Below are 15668 nucleotides of genomic sequence, written 5' to 3' on the forward strand. Positions count from 1 at the left end.
AGCTCACGCAAACTGTGACCCGGTTGGCACTTGCGCGGTGGCGGCGGGCTTGGGGGATTGGACTGTCATTTATCGGACAACGTCTGACCCAGACGTTCCACCAGGATCAAAAAGATCGCCGCTTGCGGCAGCGCCTGCGCGCGTTATCCTTTGGCCTGGAGCCCTCATTCCGTTAAGATAGCCCGCTTTTTCAAGGTGGGAGTCAGGCAGCATGGCGCAGCAGTATCAACCGGGGCAACGCTGGATTAGTGACAGCGAAGCCGAGCTGGGTTTGGGCACCGTTCTGGCACAGGACGGCCGCTTGTTGACCGTGCTCTATCCGGCCACTGGCGATACCCGCCAGTACGCGCTACGGAATGCGCCCCTCACCCGCGTGAGGTTTTCTCCGGGTGACTCGATCACTCACTTCGAAGGCTGGAAACTGACCGTACAGGAAGTCGACGATGTCGACGGCCTGCTGGTCTACCACGGCCTCAACGCGCAGAACGAAACCGTCACCCTGCCGGAAACCCAGCTGTCGAACTTCATTCAGTTCCGCCTGGCCAGCGACCGTCTGTTCGCCGGCCAGATCGACCCGCTGGCCTGGTTCTCCCTGCGCTACCACACGCTGGAACACACCAGCCGCCAGCTGCAGTCCTCTTTGTGGGGCCTGGGCGGCGTTCGGGCGCAACCGATCGCCCACCAGCTGCACATTGCCCGCGAAGTCGCTGACCGCATCGCCCCTCGGGTTCTGCTGGCGGACGAAGTAGGCCTGGGTAAAACCATCGAAGCCGGCCTGGTGATCCATCGCCAATTGCTCTCGGGCCGCGCCAGCCGTGTGCTGATCCTGGTTCCGGAAAACCTGCAGCACCAGTGGCTGGTAGAGATGCGCCGCCGTTTCAACCTGCAGGTCGCGCTGTTCGACGAAGAACGCTTTATCGAAAGCGATGCGACCAACCCGTTCGAAGACACCCAGCTGGCATTGGTTGCGCTTGAGTGGCTGGTGGACGACGAAAAAGCCCAGGACGCGCTGTTTGCTGCCGGCTGGGACCTGCTGGTGGTCGATGAAGCACACCATCTGGTCTGGCACGAAGAAAAGGCCAGCCCTGAGTATTCCCTGGTCGAGCAACTGGCCGAAGTCATTCCCGGCGTCCTGTTGCTGACCGCCACCCCGGAACAACTCGGCCAGGACAGCCACTTCGCACGCCTGCGCCTGCTCGATCCGAACCGTTTCCATGACCTGCACGCCTTCCGCGCCGAGAGCGAAAACTACCGCCCGGTGGCCGAAGCCGTTCAGGAGCTGCTGGACCAGGGGCGTCTGTCGCCTGAAGCGCACAAGACCATCCACGGTTTCCTCGGTAATGAAGGCGAAGCGCTGCTGGCTGCGGTCAACGATGGCGACACCGAAGCCAGTGCGCGCCTGGTTCGCGAACTGCTGGATCGCCATGGCACCGGACGCGTGCTGTTCCGTAACACCCGCGCCGCCGTGCAGGGGTTCCCGGAACGCAAACTGCACCCGTATCCGCTACCGTGCCCGGACGAATACCTCGAGCTGCCCCTGGGCGATCACGCCGAGCTGTATCCGGAAGTGAGCTTCCAGGCCCAGCCGGATGCCAATGAAGAAGAGCGCTGGTGGAAGTTCGACCCACGTGTCGAGTGGCTGATCGATCAACTGAAGATGCTCAAGCGCACCAAGGTTCTGGTGATTTGCGCCCATGCCGAAACCGCGATGGACCTGGAAGACGCCCTGCGCGTGCGTTCCGGCATCCCGGCGACGGTGTTCCACGAAGGCATGAACATCCTTGAGCGTGACCGCGCCGCCGCCTATTTCGCCGACGAGGAATTTGGTGCCCAAGTCCTGATCTGCTCGGAAATCGGCAGTGAAGGTCGCAACTTCCAGTTCTCGCATCACCTGGTGCTGTTCGACCTGCCTGCGCACCCGGACCTGCTGGAGCAACGCATCGGTCGTCTCGACCGGATCGGCCAGAAGCACATTATCGAGCTGCACGTGCCCTACCTGGAAACCAGTCCGCAGGAGCGTCTGTTCCAGTGGTACCACGAGGCCCTGAACGCGTTCCTCAACACCTGCCCGACCGGCAACGCGCTGCAGCATCAGTTCGGCTCGCGCCTGCTGCCGTTGCTGGAAAATGCCGACGACGGCGAGTGGCAAGCGTTGATCGACGAAGCCCGCGCCGAGCGCGAGCGCCTGGAAGCCGAGCTGCACACCGGCCGCGACCGCTTGCTGGAGCTCAACTCCGGCGGTGCCGGCGAAGGTGATGCACTGGTCGAGGACATTCTTGAGCAAGACGATCAGTTCGCCCTGCCCATCTACATGGAAACCCTGTTCGACGCCTTCGGCATCGACAGCGAAGACCACTCGGAAAACGCGCTGATCCTCAAGCCGAGTGAAAAAATGCTCGACGCCAGCTTCCCGCTGGGCGACGACGAAGGCGTTACCATCACCTACGACCGCAACCAGGCGCTGTCTCGCGAAGACATGCAATTCATCACCTGGGAACACCCGATGGTCCAGGGTGGCATGGATCTGGTGCTGTCCGGCTCGATGGGCAATACCGCCGTGGCGCTGATCAAGAACAAGGCGCTCAAACCTGGCACCGTGTTGCTGGAACTGCTCTACGTCAGCGAAGTGGTGGCGCCGCGCTCACTGCAGCTGGGGCGCTATCTGCCGCCAGCAGCCCTGCGCTGCCTGCTCGATGCCAACGGCAACGACTTGTCGGCTCGCGTAGCGTTCGAAACCCTCAACGACCAGCTCGAAAGCGTTCCTCGGGCCAGCGCCAACAAGTTCATCCAGGCCCAGCGTGACCAGCTGACGCCACGGATCAACGCCGGTGAAGAAAAGATCTTCCCGCGCCATGCCGAGCGCGTCGCCGAAGCCCAGCGCCGCCTGGCCGCCGACACGGACGAAGAACTGGCACGCCTGACCGCCCTGCAAGCGGTCAACCCGACGGTACGCGACAGCGAACTGGTAGCACTGCGCAAACAACGCGAGCAAGGCCTGGCCATGCTCGACAAGGCTGCGTTGCGACTGGAAGCGATTCGGGTGCTGGTGGCGGGGTAAGTCCCCTGCCCCATCGGCAAACGGAAAAGGCCCGCAGCGATGCGGGCCTTTTTTATTCCTGTTTGTTGTGGTGTTGCTGATGGCCTCTTCGCGGGCAAGCCCGCGCCCACAGTGGATTTTTGAACGCCACAGATCCGCTGTGGGAGGGCTTGGTCGGGGCGGCGTTCCGACGCAGGCGATTACGCAGTCGCCGTACAACCCCCTGGCTCAACCACAGCCACCAGCCCATCCTTCATCCGCTTCGCATCCCGCACAAAACACCGCGAAGCCATGAACAGAAACACCATGGTGAAGAACAGTGCCACCGGTATCAGGTACATCGCATCGTGCAGGCCTACCGCCTTGAACGCTTCGGTCATCTGCCCGGCGCCAGCCGCCAGCATCGCCGTGTGGGCGAAGTGATCGGACAGCCCACCTACCACCACCGGCCCCATTCCGCCGCCCAGCAGGTACAAGCCGGCAAAAAACAGCGCCATCGCCGTTGCTCGCAAGCGCGGCTCGACCACGTCCTGGATCGCGGTGTAGACGCAGGTGTAGAAGTTGTAGGCAAACAGCCAGCCCAGGCTGAATACCCCGACAAAGAGTCCGATCTCGATTCGCCCGGCGTGCAGGGCCCAGGCAGTGCATACGGTCGAGACAATCAGGCTGAAGGCTGCAAACAGCAGCCGCCCATTGGCGACCCGCTGGTGGATCTTGTCAGCGACCAACCCGCCCAGGGTCAGGCCGAACAACCCGGTGACACCGACAATCACCCCGGTCGCCACCGCAGCGTCATGCAGTGGCATCAGGAAGTAGCGTTGCAGCATCGGCACCAGGAATGAGTTACAGGCATAAGTCGCGAAGTTGAAGCACAACCCCGCCATCACCAGCCACAGGAAGGTCGGCACGGCCAATACCCGACGGATTGGCCGCTCGACGCGCTCCTGGGACACCTGCACACTTTCCGCGGCACCACGCTTGGGTTCCTTGATGAAAAACATGAACACCGCCAGAAGCAGGCCCGGCACTGCGGCAATGAAAAACGGCGCACGCCAGCTGTCGAATGTCTTGACCATCCAGCCGATGGTGAAGAAAGCCAGCAACAGACCCAGTGGCAGGCCCAGCATGAAGATACCCATGGCCCGGGCACGCCGGTGCGCCGGGAACAGGTCGCCGATCAACGAATTGGCTGCCGGTGCATAACTGGCTTCGCCAATACCAACACCCATGCGCACGAGCAAAAACGTCCAGAAACTGCCGACCAGGCCATTGACCGCTGTCAGCCCGCTCCAGGCCGCCAGCCCCCACCCCATCAACTTGGCCCGTGAACCGGTATCGGCCATTCGCCCAAGGGGCAGGCCGGCGATTGCATAGACGATGGTAAATGCCGTACCGATGATCCCCAGCTGAAAATCACTCAAGTGCCATTCCATGCGGATGGGCTCGATGATGATGGCCGGGATGGTGCGGTCGAAAAAGTTGAACAGGTTGGCCAGGAACAACAGGAACAGAATGCGCCACGCATTCGCCGCTTGGGTCGAGTTCTGCATGCTTCCGTCTCTTTTATTGTTATGGGGCTTAACTGCCCCCGGAACATGCAATCTAGTCACGCCCGCACAAGCTGTCTGTAATTATTCGTTAAGCTGATAGGCGGCCATGAAGAGCCAACTGCCGGCGCGATTTGGTTATTGCCAAACGCTCTAATACTCATTCCAAATCGATTGACGCCAAACTGCCACCACGGCTTGCGCTTCCGCCGTGCGCTCTATACTCCAAGGCAACCCGCCTGCAGCAGTGGCGGCAGCCAGGATGACGACAAACGGGAAATGCTATGGAATGGCTTGGTTTGCCTTTCATTACCGGCCTACCAGACAGTGGACAGGTAATCCTGGCTTGCACCCACAATCCTTTTCTGGTGCTGCTGGCATACGTGGTTGCGTGCGTTGGCAGCTTTGCCATGCTGGACATGGCCGAACGGGTGGATCATGCACAGAAGGCGCAATCCCAGCGCCTGTGGCGCCTGACAGGAACCGCCTGCCTGGCAGGTGGAATCTGGGCCATGCACTTCATTGGCATGCTAGCGTTTCAAGCGCCTGTCGAAGTCCATTACGCCCTGCCCATCACCCTCGCCTCCCTGATGATTGCCCTGCTCGCCTCATGGCTGGTGATGCTCACCCTCAGCCAGGCGCAACAAACCCTGTGGTGTTACGTAAAAGCCTCGGTGTGCATTGGCCTGGGTATCGCCGCCATGCATTACGTCGGCATGGGTGCCATGCGCTCCGAAGCCGCCGCTTACTTCGAGCCGACGTTGTTCACACTGTCTGTGCTAATCGCCATGCTGGCCGGCCTTGCCGCCCTGCTGATCGCCCGGCAGTTGCGCGGCGGCATGGGCCTGCCCCATCAACTGAAGAAATACACCGCCAGCCTGGTGCTTGGCGCCGGTCTCTTCAGCATGCACTTCACGGGCATGGCCGCGTTCAATCTGGTGCTGCCTGCAGGCAGTGTCCTGACGCCGCCTGGCGAAAACGATCACCTGCAACTGGGACTCACCCTGGCCGTCATTACGCTGCTGATCATCGGCAGCAGTATCAGCGCGGCCTTGGCCGACAAAAAGCTGCAACACAAGGAGCACGACCTGCAACGGGTCAATGCCTTGCTCAGCCAACTCGACCAGGCACGGATGTCGTTGCAGCAGGTAGCGCATTACGACGCCCTGACCAGCCTGGTCAACCGCCGCGGGTTCAACCAACTGTTCGCCGAGAAGCTCAGCGAAAAGACCAAGGAAGGCGGCATGCTCGCGGTAGTGTTCCTGGACATCGACCACTTCAAGCGTATCAACGACAGCCTCGGCCATGACGCCGGCGACGAATTGCTCAAGGTCCTGGCCAGTCACATCAAGAGTTCGGTACGCAGCCATGAAGATGTGGTGGCACGCTTCGGCGGTGATGAGTTCTGCATTCTCATTGGGTTGCAGGACCGTGAAGAAGCCCGGCAAATGGCCCAGCGCATCATGATGAAAATGAAGGAACCCATCGAGCTGGCGGGACGGCGCATGGTGATGACCACCAGCATTGGCATCAGCCTGTTTCCCGAAGATGGCAGCACCTGCGAAGAACTGTTGAAAAACGCCGACCTGGCGCTCTACCAGTCCAAGGGCAATGGCCGCAACGGCCTGAATTTTTTCAGCGCGAACCTGAAGACCCGTGCAACGCTGGAATTGCAACTGGAAGAAGAATTGCGTCATGCCCTGCGCGAGAACATCGGACTGATGCTGTATTACCAACCGATCTTCGACCTCAAGACCGGGCTGGTGAGCAAGCTCGAAGCCCTGGTGCGCTGGCAGCATCCGGTGCATGGCCTGCTCTCGCCAGAGCGGTTTATCGCCATCGCCGAAGCCAACGGCCTGATTGCGGAACTGGACAACTGGGTGCTTCGCAAAGCCTGCGAAGACTTGAGTGAATTGTCCCGCCAGGGCTGCGAAGCACTCAGGATTGCGGTGAACTGTTCACCCCTGAACCTGGCGCGCGAGGAACTCGCCGATGAAATCGAACAGGCGTTGCGGGTCGCCGGCGTAGCCCCGCAACGGCTGGAATTGGAAGTCACGGAAAATGCGCTGATGGGCAACATCGCCAACACGCTGGTGTTGCTGCGCCAGATTCGTGCGCTGGGGGTATCCCTGTCGATCGACGACTTCGGCACCGGGTATTCCTCCCTTGCCTATCTCAAACGCCTGCCGCTCAACACCTTGAAGATCGATCGGTCATTTATCCAGGAGATTCCCGAGTCGACCCAGGACATGGAAATCGTCCAGGCGATCATTATCATGGCCCATACCCTGCACTTGCAGGTTGTCACCGAGGGCGTCGAAACGCTGGAGCAATACGAATTCCTGGAGCGCTACGGCTGTGATTTCGTCCAGGGCTACTTGCTCAGTCGCCCGGTTCCGCTGGCCGAACTGCGCCCCGTCCTTAACGAAATCAACCAGCGCCAGTATTCGAGCCCGGTCATTCCCTCGGGCCAGGCTCGCGGTACATCTGCACTAACGTCGACGGATCCTTTTCCAGGAAGCCCTTACTCCCGTGCAACCGCATCAATTGCGCGGCCAGTGCGCTGAGGGGTGTCGCTGCCCCCTGCTCGCGGGATAATTTCACTGCCGTGTCGAGATCCTTGAGCAGTGTGCGAACGTGCCATTTCACCGGTTCGAAACGGTTGTCGGCCATTTGCGGCGCAAGTATCTGCAACGGCTTCGAATCGGCGAACCCCCCTGCCAGCGCTTCGGCAATCAGGCTGGCGTTAACGCCGGACCGCTCGGCCAAGGCCACCACCTCGGCAATGACCAATGCATTGCAGGCAACGATCATCTGGTTGCAGGCCTTGGTCACCTGCCCCGCACCGACGCCCCCCATGTGGGTCACCCGCTGACCGACGCTCAGCAATGCAGTCCTGACCCGTTCGAGGTCTGATGCCGCGCCGCCGACCATGATCGCCAGCGACCCCGCTTCGGCGCCCACCACGCCACCAGACACTGGCGCGTCCAGCCATTGCATGCCGCTTGATGCGTTCAACGCAGCGGCCATTTCCCTGGTGGCCGCAGGCTCCAGGCTGGAAAAGTCCACCAGCAACTGGCCGTTTCTCGCACCCTCGGCAATGCCTGCCGCGCCAAACACCACTTCGCGCACCACTGCAGTATCCGCCAGGCAAAGCATGACCACGTCCGCGTGCGCACACAGCTCGGCCGGCGTCGAAACCTGTCGCGCCCCGGCCTCGACCAGCGGCAAGCACTTGTCCGGATTGCGATTCCACACAGTCAACGCAAAGCCCGCCGCCATCAATCGTTGGCACATCGGCAAGCCCATCAGGCCGATACCGGCAAATCCCAGGGAAGGTAAAGTTGCCACGGGTGGTTCCTCCATTTGAATAGCGGTAAAAAGCCTGGTGCGCTCGAACTGGGCCAACATCTGGAAACAATTAAATAGACCAATGGCGGGTCAGCCAACTGTTCCCGTTACGTGCACGTCACCCTCGCCAGGCATTCGATGTGGCCTTTCTCCACGGCAACATGCCATCACGCTACGGGCCTACACACTTTCCAGCAAGCAGCTCATGCACCAAAAAAGCGCAGAGGATTATTCGCCCGCCCTTTCCTGGATCAGAATCCACGGCGAAACCACCACGGCCCACAGCTCTGGATCTCGCTCGAAAAGATCCAGCGCCCGCGATTCAGAGACCTTGGCGAGTTTGTCGTCGGCCAGCCAGGCAGCCACTTTCTCACCTTCGTCAACCGCCACCGCCTCGGCCGCGGCGATCAAATCCAGAGCCGGGTCGACCCATAACAGGGCACCCTTGGCAAAGAAGGGTTCAAGCTCTTTCCAGGTAATAGATGCGGTCTCACCAAGCAGCTTGGCATAGAGGGTGCTAGGTTCTTGATTCATGGGTTCTGTCCGGAAAAGAAATCGACGCGAATGATAAACGTCGATGGTCTGGCAGCAAAACCCGGATGCAATTTGCTTCACCGATTGAAAACCGCAGGAAAGCCAAGGAATGCAGGTGAATCAAGCTATTAGCCAGCTAACATCCCGCCGCGATTCTGTATTTTTCTTTCAATTAAGCGACACCCTCTGGTTTTGCCCCCCGGCGCTGCCTTCCCAGGCTGACAATCGGCGCTCTACACTGTACCGGTACAGTTGTCGGGGGCATTTCCGGAGGGTATCGACGATATCTGACCCGGTTCTGCTGCTACGGCGCCAGGACTATAAAAACTACAACAGTAAGAGTGGAGCACTATGACTAAGGCTACTAAGCAGATTTCCAAACTGTTTGCCGCTATGGTTCTGGCCGGGGTTGCCAGCCATTCGTTCGCAGCTGACACCATCAAGATCGGCATCGCCGGCCCTAAGACCGGTCCTGTAGCCCAGTACGGCGACATGCAGTTCAGTGGCGCCAAAATGGCCATCGAGCAGATCAACGCCAAAGGCGGCGTAGACGGCAAGAAACTCGAAGCCGTTGAATACGATGACGCCTGTGATCCAAAACAAGCGGTAGCGGTTGCGAACAAAGTCGTCAACGACGGCGTCAAGTTCGTGGTCGGCCACCTGTGCTCCAGCTCCACTCAACCGGCTTCGGACATCTACGAAGACGAAGGCGTGATCATGATCACTCCGGCCGCCACCAGCCCGGACATCACCTCCCGTGGTTACAAGATGGTGTTCCGCACCATCGGTCTCGACAGCGCCCAGGGCCCTGCAGCCGGTAACTACATTGCCGATCACGTTAAGCCGAAAATCGTTGCCGTCCTGCACGACAAACAGCAATACGGTGAAGGCATCGCTACCGCCGTGAAACAAACACTCGAGAAGAAAGGCACCAAGGTTGCCGTGTTCGAAGGCATCAATGCCGGCGACAAGGATTTCTCCTCGATGATCGCCAAGCTCAAGCAAGCCAACGTCGACTTCGTTTACTACGGCGGCTACCACCCGGAGCTGGGCCTGATCCTGCGTCAAGCCTCGGAAAAAGGCCTGAAAGCCAAGTTCATGGGTCCGGAAGGCGTGGGTAACGACTCCATTTCGCAGATCGCCAAGGACGCCTCCGAAGGCCTGCTGGTAACCCTGCCGAAATCCTTCGACCAGGACCCTGCCAACATTGCCCTGGCTGACGCATTCAAAGCCAAGAAAGAAGATCCGAGCGGTCCGTTCGTGTTCCCTTCCTACTCGGCTGTTGAAGTCATTGTTGGTGGCATCACTGCCGCCAAGAGCGAAGACCCGGCAAAAGTGGCTGAAGCCATTCACGCTGGCACTTTCAAAACCCCGACTGGCGACCTGAGCTTCGACGCCAAGGGCGACCTGAAAGACTTCAAATTTGTGGTTTACGAGTGGCACTTCGGCAAACCTAAAACTGAAGCTTCGCCTCAGTAAGGCCTTGCCTGACTGACTGCCCACAAAGCCCACGGCGTGCCGTGGGCTTTGTTTTACAAATGTACTGGGCCGCGCTTGCGTGATCCGCAAGTCTCCCCACCTGAAAATCTCAAAACCGTCATCAGCGGTTCGCTGGCAAACCCCGAATTCGAAGTGGATGCAGATCCGCGGGATCGGGCGGGAAAATGACTCCACCAGTGAAATGCGTATCAGGTTTTTAGGAGCGCTGTAATGCCTGACATCTATCACTTTTTCCAACAGCTGGTTAACGGCCTGACCGTTGGCAGCACGTATGCCCTGATCGCCATCGGCTATACGATGGTTTACGGCATCATTGGAATGATCAACTTCGCCCACGGCGAGGTGTACATGATTGGCTCCTACGTGGCGTTCATCGCCATCGCAGGCCTGGCCATGATGGGACTCGACAGCGTCCCGCTGCTGATGACTGCCGGTTTCATCGCGAGCATCGTCGTCTGCAGTGCCTACGGTTACAGCATCGAACGGATTGCCTATCGCCCCTTGCGTGGCAGCAACCGTCTGATTCCGCTGATCTCGGCCATCGGCATGTCGATCTTCCTGCAGAACACCGTTCTGCTGTCGCAAGACTCCAAGGACAAATCCATCCCCAACCTGATCCCCGGGAATCTCTCATTCGGGCCAGGTGGTGCACATGAAGTGCTGATTTCGTACATGCAGATCGTCGTGTTCGTGGTGACCCTGGTCGCCATGCTCGGCCTGACGATGTTCATCTCCCGTTCCCGACTGGGTCGCGCCTGCCGCGCCTGCGCCGAAGACATCAAGATGGCCAACCTGCTGGGTATCAACACCAACAACATCATTGCCCTGACCTTCGTCATCGGTGCGGCGCTGGCAGCCATTGCAGCCGTGTTGTTGAGCATGCAATACGGCGTGATCAACCCGAACGCCGGCTTCCTCGTTGGCCTCAAGGCCTTTACCGCTGCGGTACTTGGCGGCATCGGCAGCATTCCCGGCGCCATGCTCGGCGGACTGGTGCTTGGGGTGGCGGAAGCCTTTGGTGCCGATATCTTCGGCGACCAGTACAAGGACGTCGTGGCTTTCGGCTTGTTGGTTCTGGTTCTGTTGTTCCGGCCGACCGGCATCCTGGGCCGTCCGGAGGTTGAAAAGGTATGACTAAGAATCTTAAGCAAGCGCTCTTCAGCGCGCTCCTGGTCTGGGCAGTTGCCTATCCGGTGCTCGGCCTCAAACTGACCATCGTTGGCATCAACCTGGAAGTCCACGGCACCAGCAACATGACCCTTGCAATCATCGCGATCTGCTCGGCACTCATGTTCTTGCGGGTACTGTTCGACGACCCTATCAGCAAGGCCTGGAAATCCTCGCCGTCCATGCCGTTGATTCCGGCCAAGGCCAGCAACTTCCTGACCCTGCCGACCACTCAGCGCTGGATCATCATCGCGTTGATCATCGGTGCCCTGGTCTGGCCGTTCTTCGGCTCCCGTGGCGCGGTGGACATTGCGACCCTGATCCTGATCTACGTGATGCTGGGCCTGGGCCTGAACATCGTGGTCGGTCTCGCAGGCCTGCTCGACCTGGGTTACGTCGGTTTCTACGCCGTCGGTGCCTATAGCTATGCGCTGTTGTCGCACTACCTGGGCTGGAGCTTCTGGGTCTGCCTGCCGGTCGCCGGCCTGATGGCAGCCACCTTTGGCTTCCTGCTCGGCTTCCCGGTTCTGCGCTTGCGGGGTGACTACCTGGCGATCGTGACCCTGGGTTTCGGTGAGATCATCCGTCTGTTCCTGCGTAACCTCACGGACATCACTGGCGGCCCGAACGGCATCAGCAACATCGAGAAGCCCACGTTCTTCGGCCTGACCTTCGAACGCAAAGCGGCCGAAGGCATGCAGACGTTCCATGAGTACTTCGGGCTGCAATACAACTCGATCAACAAGGTGATTTTCCTCTACCTGGTTGCGCTGTTGCTGGCCCTGGCGGCCCTGTTCGTCATCAATCGCCTGTTGCGCATGCCAATCGGCCGTGCGTGGGAAGCGTTGCGTGAAGACGAGATCGCTTGCCGTGCACTCGGTCTCAACCCGACCGTCATCAAGCTGTCGGCCTTCACCCTGGGCGCCAGCTTCGCCGGTTTTGCAGGCAGTTTCTTTGCTGCCCGCCAGGGCCTGGTCACGCCCGAGTCATTCACCTTCATCGAGTCGGCGATCATCCTCGCCATCGTCGTTCTGGGTGGCATGGGCTCGCAGCTGGGGGTGATCCTGGCTGCCGTGGTGATGATCCTGCTGCCGGAAATGATGCGTGAATTCAGTGAATACCGCATGTTGATGTTCGGTGCCTTGATGGTGCTGATGATGATCTGGCGTCCTCAGGGACTGCTGCCCATGCAACGTCCTCACATGGAGCTGCGCAAATGAGCCGCGAGATCCTGAAAGTCGAAAATCTGAGCATGCGCTTCGGCGGCTTGCTGGCGGTCAACGGCGTGGCCCTGACCGTCAAGGAAAAACAGGTCGTCGCCTTGATCGGCCCTAACGGCGCTGGCAAGACCACGGTGTTCAACTGCCTGACCGGCTTCTACAAGCCGAGCGGTGGCAGCATCCTGCTCGACGGCCAGGCGATCGAAGGCCTGGCCGGGCATGAGATCGCCCGTAAAGGCGTGGTGCGAACCTTCCAGAACGTGCGGTTGTTCAAGGACATGACGGCGGTCGAGAACCTCCTGATCGCCCAGCATCGTCACCTGAACACCAACTTCCTGGCGGGTCTGTTCAAGACCCCGGCGTTCCGCAAAAGCGAGCGCGAGGCGATGGAATTTGCCGAGTACTGGCTGGACAAGGTCAACCTCAGGGAATTCGCCAACCGAACGGCTGGCACGCTGGCCTACGGTCAGCAACGTCGCCTGGAAATCGCCCGCTGCATGATGACCCGCCCGCGGATCCTCATGCTCGACGAACCGGCTGCTGGCCTGAACCCCAAGGAAACCGAAGACCTCAAGGCGCTGATCGGCGTGTTGCGTGAAGAGCACAACGTCACCGTGCTGTTGATCGAACACGACATGAAGCTGGTGATGAGTATTTCCGACCACATTGTCGTCATCAACCAGGGCACTCCCCTGGCCGACGGCACGCCGGAACAGATCCGCGATAATCCTGAAGTGATCAAAGCCTACCTGGGGGAAGCGTAATGCTGCAGTTCGAAAACGTTTCCACCTTCTACGGCAAAATCCAGGCCTTGCACGGCGTCAATGTGGAAATCCGCCAGGGTGAAATCGTCACCCTGATTGGTGCCAACGGTGCCGGCAAGTCCACCTTGCTCATGACGTTGTGCGGTTCACCTCAAGCTCACAGCGGCAGTATTCGCTACATGGGCGAGGAACTGGTCGGGCAGACTTCGGCGCAGATCATGCGCAAGAGCATTGCCGTGGTGCCGGAAGGCCGTCGAGTGTTTGCTCGCCTGACCGTGGAAGAAAACCTCGCCATGGGCGGATTCTTCACCGACAAGGGCGATTTCCAGGAACAGATGGACAAGGTCCTCGGACTTTTCCCACGCCTGAAGGAGCGCTTCAGTCAACGCGGCGGCACCATGTCCGGCGGTGAACAGCAGATGCTCGCCATCGGCCGCGCGCTGATGAGCAAGCCCAAGCTGCTGCTGCTGGACGAGCCGTCACTGGGTTTGGCGCCGATCATCATCCAGCAGATCTTCGACATCATCGAACAGCTGCGCAAGGATGGCGTCACGGTCTTCCTGGTGGAGCAGAACGCCAACCAGGCGCTGAAAATCGCTGACCGAGCGTACGTTCTGGAGAACGGTCGGGTGGTGATGCAAGGCACTGGTGAAGCGCTGCTGACCGATCCGAAAGTGCGCGAGGCTTATCTGGGCGGCTAAGCACAATACCCTGTAGGAGCTGCCGGAGGCAGCTCCTACAGTGGTCATGTGTCGTGCCTCAAAGCTTGTCCAAGGCCTCACCACTGCGCTTGAACCACCCCATCAGATAGTCCGCCAGCACCTGCGTGCGTTTCGGCAAACCGCCCTGATACGGATGCACCAGATACATTGGCATCCTGCGGGTCTGATAATCACGCAACAACCAGCGCAAGCGCCCGTCGGCCAACTCCGTTTGCAATAAATACGACGGCAACCGCGCAATCCCCGCCCCCGCCAGCGCCGCTTTCTTCAGCAGACTGTAATGATTGCTGGCGAACGGTCCCATCACTCGCACCCGCAGCAACTCGTGCTGCTGGTGATAGAGCCATTCTTCGCGACCGCTGTAATGGCTGTTGAGCAGGCAGCGGTGCTCTGCCAGTGCCTGCGGTGTTGTGGGCTCACCATAGTGTTCAAGGTACACCGGGCTGGCGCAGGTCATCTCATGCCAGGCCAACAGCGGTCGGGCCACCAGCCGCTCGTCGTTACCAACCTCGGAGCGCACTGCAAGATCAAAACCCTCTCGGGATAAATCGCGGAATTCGTTACTCAGGTCCAGCTCGATTTGCACCTCTGGGTACTGTTGGGAGAATTCCAGCAACACCCCATCGAAGAAAGTTTCGCCCAGCGACACCGGCACAGTCATGCGCACTGGCCCGGCCATATCGTCCTTCAATCGCGCCAATGCCTGCCGCGCCCTCTCCACTTGCACCACCAGTGCCTGGGCCTGGGGCAATAGCGCAGCGCCGGCCGCCGTCAAACTCAGGCGGCGGGTGGTGCGCTGCAGCAGGACTACGGAAAATCGGCTTTCCAGCAGGCTGATGCGCTTGGACAATTGCCCCTTGCTGCAACCCAGTTGCTGCGCAGCCAGGGTAAAACTCCCCGCCTCGATCAATACCGCGAACGCCGCAAGGTCATCCATTTCGCTCATTGATTGTTTCCGTTTAAAAACCAAAGGTTGCCTATTAGCACGCTTATCAGCGAAAAAAACCACCCCTAGACTGGAGCCTCGTTTAAACCACCCGGGGATCAGGGCATGAAAATTCTGTTGATAGGCGCAGGCGGCACCATCGGTTCAGCGATCGACAAGGAGTTGTCGCAACGTCACGAAGTCATTCGCATCGGTCGTAACAGTGGCGATCTGCAGGTGGATATCAGCGACAGCGCCTCGATTCGCAAACTGTTCGAGCAGACCGGAAAATTTGACGCCCTGGTCTGTGCCGCTGGCAACGTGACATTCGCGCCGCTGGATGAGATGTCCGAGGAGAGTTTTGCACTGGGGCTGAAGGACAAACTGATGGGGCAGGTCAACCTGCTGTTGATCGGCCGCGAGTTCGCCAATGATGGCGCCTCGTTCACCTTCACCACTGGCGTCCTGAGCCATGACCCGATCCGCAGCGGCGCTTCGGCGGCCCTGGTCAACGGTGCGCTGGACAGCTTCGTGCGCGCGGCGGCTATCGAATTGCCTCGCGGGTTACGCGTGAACTCCATCAGCCCGACCGTGCTGCTGGAGGCGATGGGCAGTTATGCGCCGTACTTCCGCGGGTACAAACCGGTTCCTGCGGCCGATGTGGCTTTGGCTTACGCCAAAAGCGTAGAAGGCTTGCAGACGGGTCAGACTTTTCACGTGGGCTGAGCCTGAAATAATTTGCGGGAAGCTCGCCAGTGACCTGTGGGGCCTTGCCAGTGAATCTGTGGGAGCAAGGCTCGCCCGCGATGGCGCCCTTGAGATCGCTATCGCGAGCAAGCTTTGCTCCCACAGTTGATCCAGGTTGATCCAGTTTGATCCGGTTTCAGGCAGTGGGAGCCAG

Annotated in this window: 12 protein-coding genes; 8 read left to right on the forward strand and 4 right to left on the reverse strand. The window is 59.7% G+C overall.

The features are described 5' to 3' along the window. Window positions 1-211: 211 nt before the first annotated feature. Window positions 212-3058, forward strand: coding sequence for an RNA polymerase-associated protein RapA (gene rapA / locus AAEZ05_RS25495; RefSeq protein WP_045061052.1), 2847 nt, complete (start codon window positions 212-214; stop codon window positions 3056-3058). Between the two features lie 179 nt (window positions 3059-3237). Here the strand turns inward: rapA and AAEZ05_RS25500 are convergent, their stop codons facing one another. Then, window positions 3238-4587 carry a spinster family MFS transporter gene (locus tag AAEZ05_RS25500; RefSeq protein ID WP_045061053.1) on the reverse strand — a complete coding sequence of 450 codons (1350 nt, stop codon included), beginning with the start codon at window positions 4585-4587 and terminating at the stop codon, window positions 3238-3240. A gap of 281 nt (window positions 4588-4868) precedes the next feature. On the opposite strand from AAEZ05_RS25500, the gene AAEZ05_RS25505 reads away from it, so the two are divergent. Beyond that, window positions 4869-7151, forward strand: a complete 2283-nt coding sequence (locus tag AAEZ05_RS25505; protein ID WP_350649414.1) for a putative bifunctional diguanylate cyclase/phosphodiesterase — start codon at window positions 4869-4871, stop codon at window positions 7149-7151. Here the strand turns inward: AAEZ05_RS25505 and AAEZ05_RS25510 are convergent. Then, window positions 7042-7935 (reverse strand): NAD(P)-dependent oxidoreductase, encoded by an 894-nt coding sequence (locus tag AAEZ05_RS25510; protein ID WP_269082911.1) that lies wholly within the window; start codon window positions 7933-7935, stop codon window positions 7042-7044. The genes AAEZ05_RS25505 and AAEZ05_RS25510 overlap by 110 nt on opposite strands. A 228-nt stretch (window positions 7936-8163) precedes the next feature. Then, window positions 8164-8469 (reverse strand): DUF2288 domain-containing protein, encoded by a 306-nt coding sequence (locus tag AAEZ05_RS25515; RefSeq protein ID WP_045061057.1) that lies wholly within the window; start codon window positions 8467-8469, stop codon window positions 8164-8166. A gap of 351 nt (window positions 8470-8820) precedes the next feature. On the opposite strand from AAEZ05_RS25515, the gene AAEZ05_RS25520 reads away from it, so the two are divergent. The 5 genes from AAEZ05_RS25520 to AAEZ05_RS25540 all read left to right on the forward strand — a co-directional run bounded on the left by AAEZ05_RS25520 (window position 8821) and on the right by AAEZ05_RS25540 (window position 13821). Then, window positions 8821-9948, forward strand: a complete 1128-nt coding sequence (locus tag AAEZ05_RS25520) for a branched-chain amino acid ABC transporter substrate-binding protein (RefSeq protein WP_045061058.1) — start codon at window positions 8821-8823, stop codon at window positions 9946-9948. 231 nt (window positions 9949-10179) lie between these two features. Then, window positions 10180-11103, forward strand: a complete 924-nt coding sequence (gene livH / locus AAEZ05_RS25525; protein WP_045061059.1) for a high-affinity branched-chain amino acid ABC transporter permease LivH — start codon at window positions 10180-10182, stop codon at window positions 11101-11103. Next, on the forward strand, window positions 11100-12356 hold the full coding sequence (locus AAEZ05_RS25530) for a high-affinity branched-chain amino acid ABC transporter permease LivM (protein WP_045061060.1): 1257 nt from the start codon (window positions 11100-11102) through the stop codon (window positions 12354-12356). Before livH ends, AAEZ05_RS25530 begins: the two co-directional genes overlap by 4 nt. After that, window positions 12353-13120, forward strand: coding sequence for a high-affinity branched-chain amino acid ABC transporter ATP-binding protein LivG (livG, locus tag AAEZ05_RS25535; RefSeq protein WP_045061061.1), 768 nt, complete (start codon window positions 12353-12355; stop codon window positions 13118-13120). The genes AAEZ05_RS25530 and livG overlap by 4 nt, the downstream gene beginning before the upstream one ends. Further along, window positions 13120-13821: an ABC transporter ATP-binding protein gene (locus tag AAEZ05_RS25540; RefSeq protein WP_045061062.1), complete on the forward strand. Its 702-nt coding sequence runs from the start codon at window positions 13120-13122 to the stop codon at window positions 13819-13821. Before livG ends, AAEZ05_RS25540 begins: the two co-directional genes overlap by 1 nt. Before the next feature lie 58 nt (window positions 13822-13879). Here AAEZ05_RS25540 and AAEZ05_RS25545 read toward each other — a convergent pair whose 3' ends face one another. After that, the gene (locus AAEZ05_RS25545) at window positions 13880-14788 is read right to left on the reverse strand and encodes a LysR family transcriptional regulator (RefSeq protein WP_045061063.1); all 909 of its coding nucleotides are present in this window, start codon (window positions 14786-14788) and stop codon (window positions 13880-13882) included. Between the two features lie 105 nt (window positions 14789-14893). Here AAEZ05_RS25545 and AAEZ05_RS25550 point away from each other — a divergent pair, with 105 nt between their 5' ends. Beyond that, window positions 14894-15493: a short chain dehydrogenase gene (locus tag AAEZ05_RS25550; protein ID WP_045061064.1), complete on the forward strand. Its 600-nt coding sequence runs from the start codon at window positions 14894-14896 to the stop codon at window positions 15491-15493. Window positions 15494-15668 lie beyond the last annotated feature (175 nt).

The organism is Pseudomonas sp. HY13-MNA-CIBAN-0226, assembly GCF_040310305.1.
Taxonomy (GTDB): Bacteria; Pseudomonadota; Gammaproteobacteria; order Pseudomonadales; family Pseudomonadaceae; genus Aquipseudomonas; species Aquipseudomonas gregormendelii.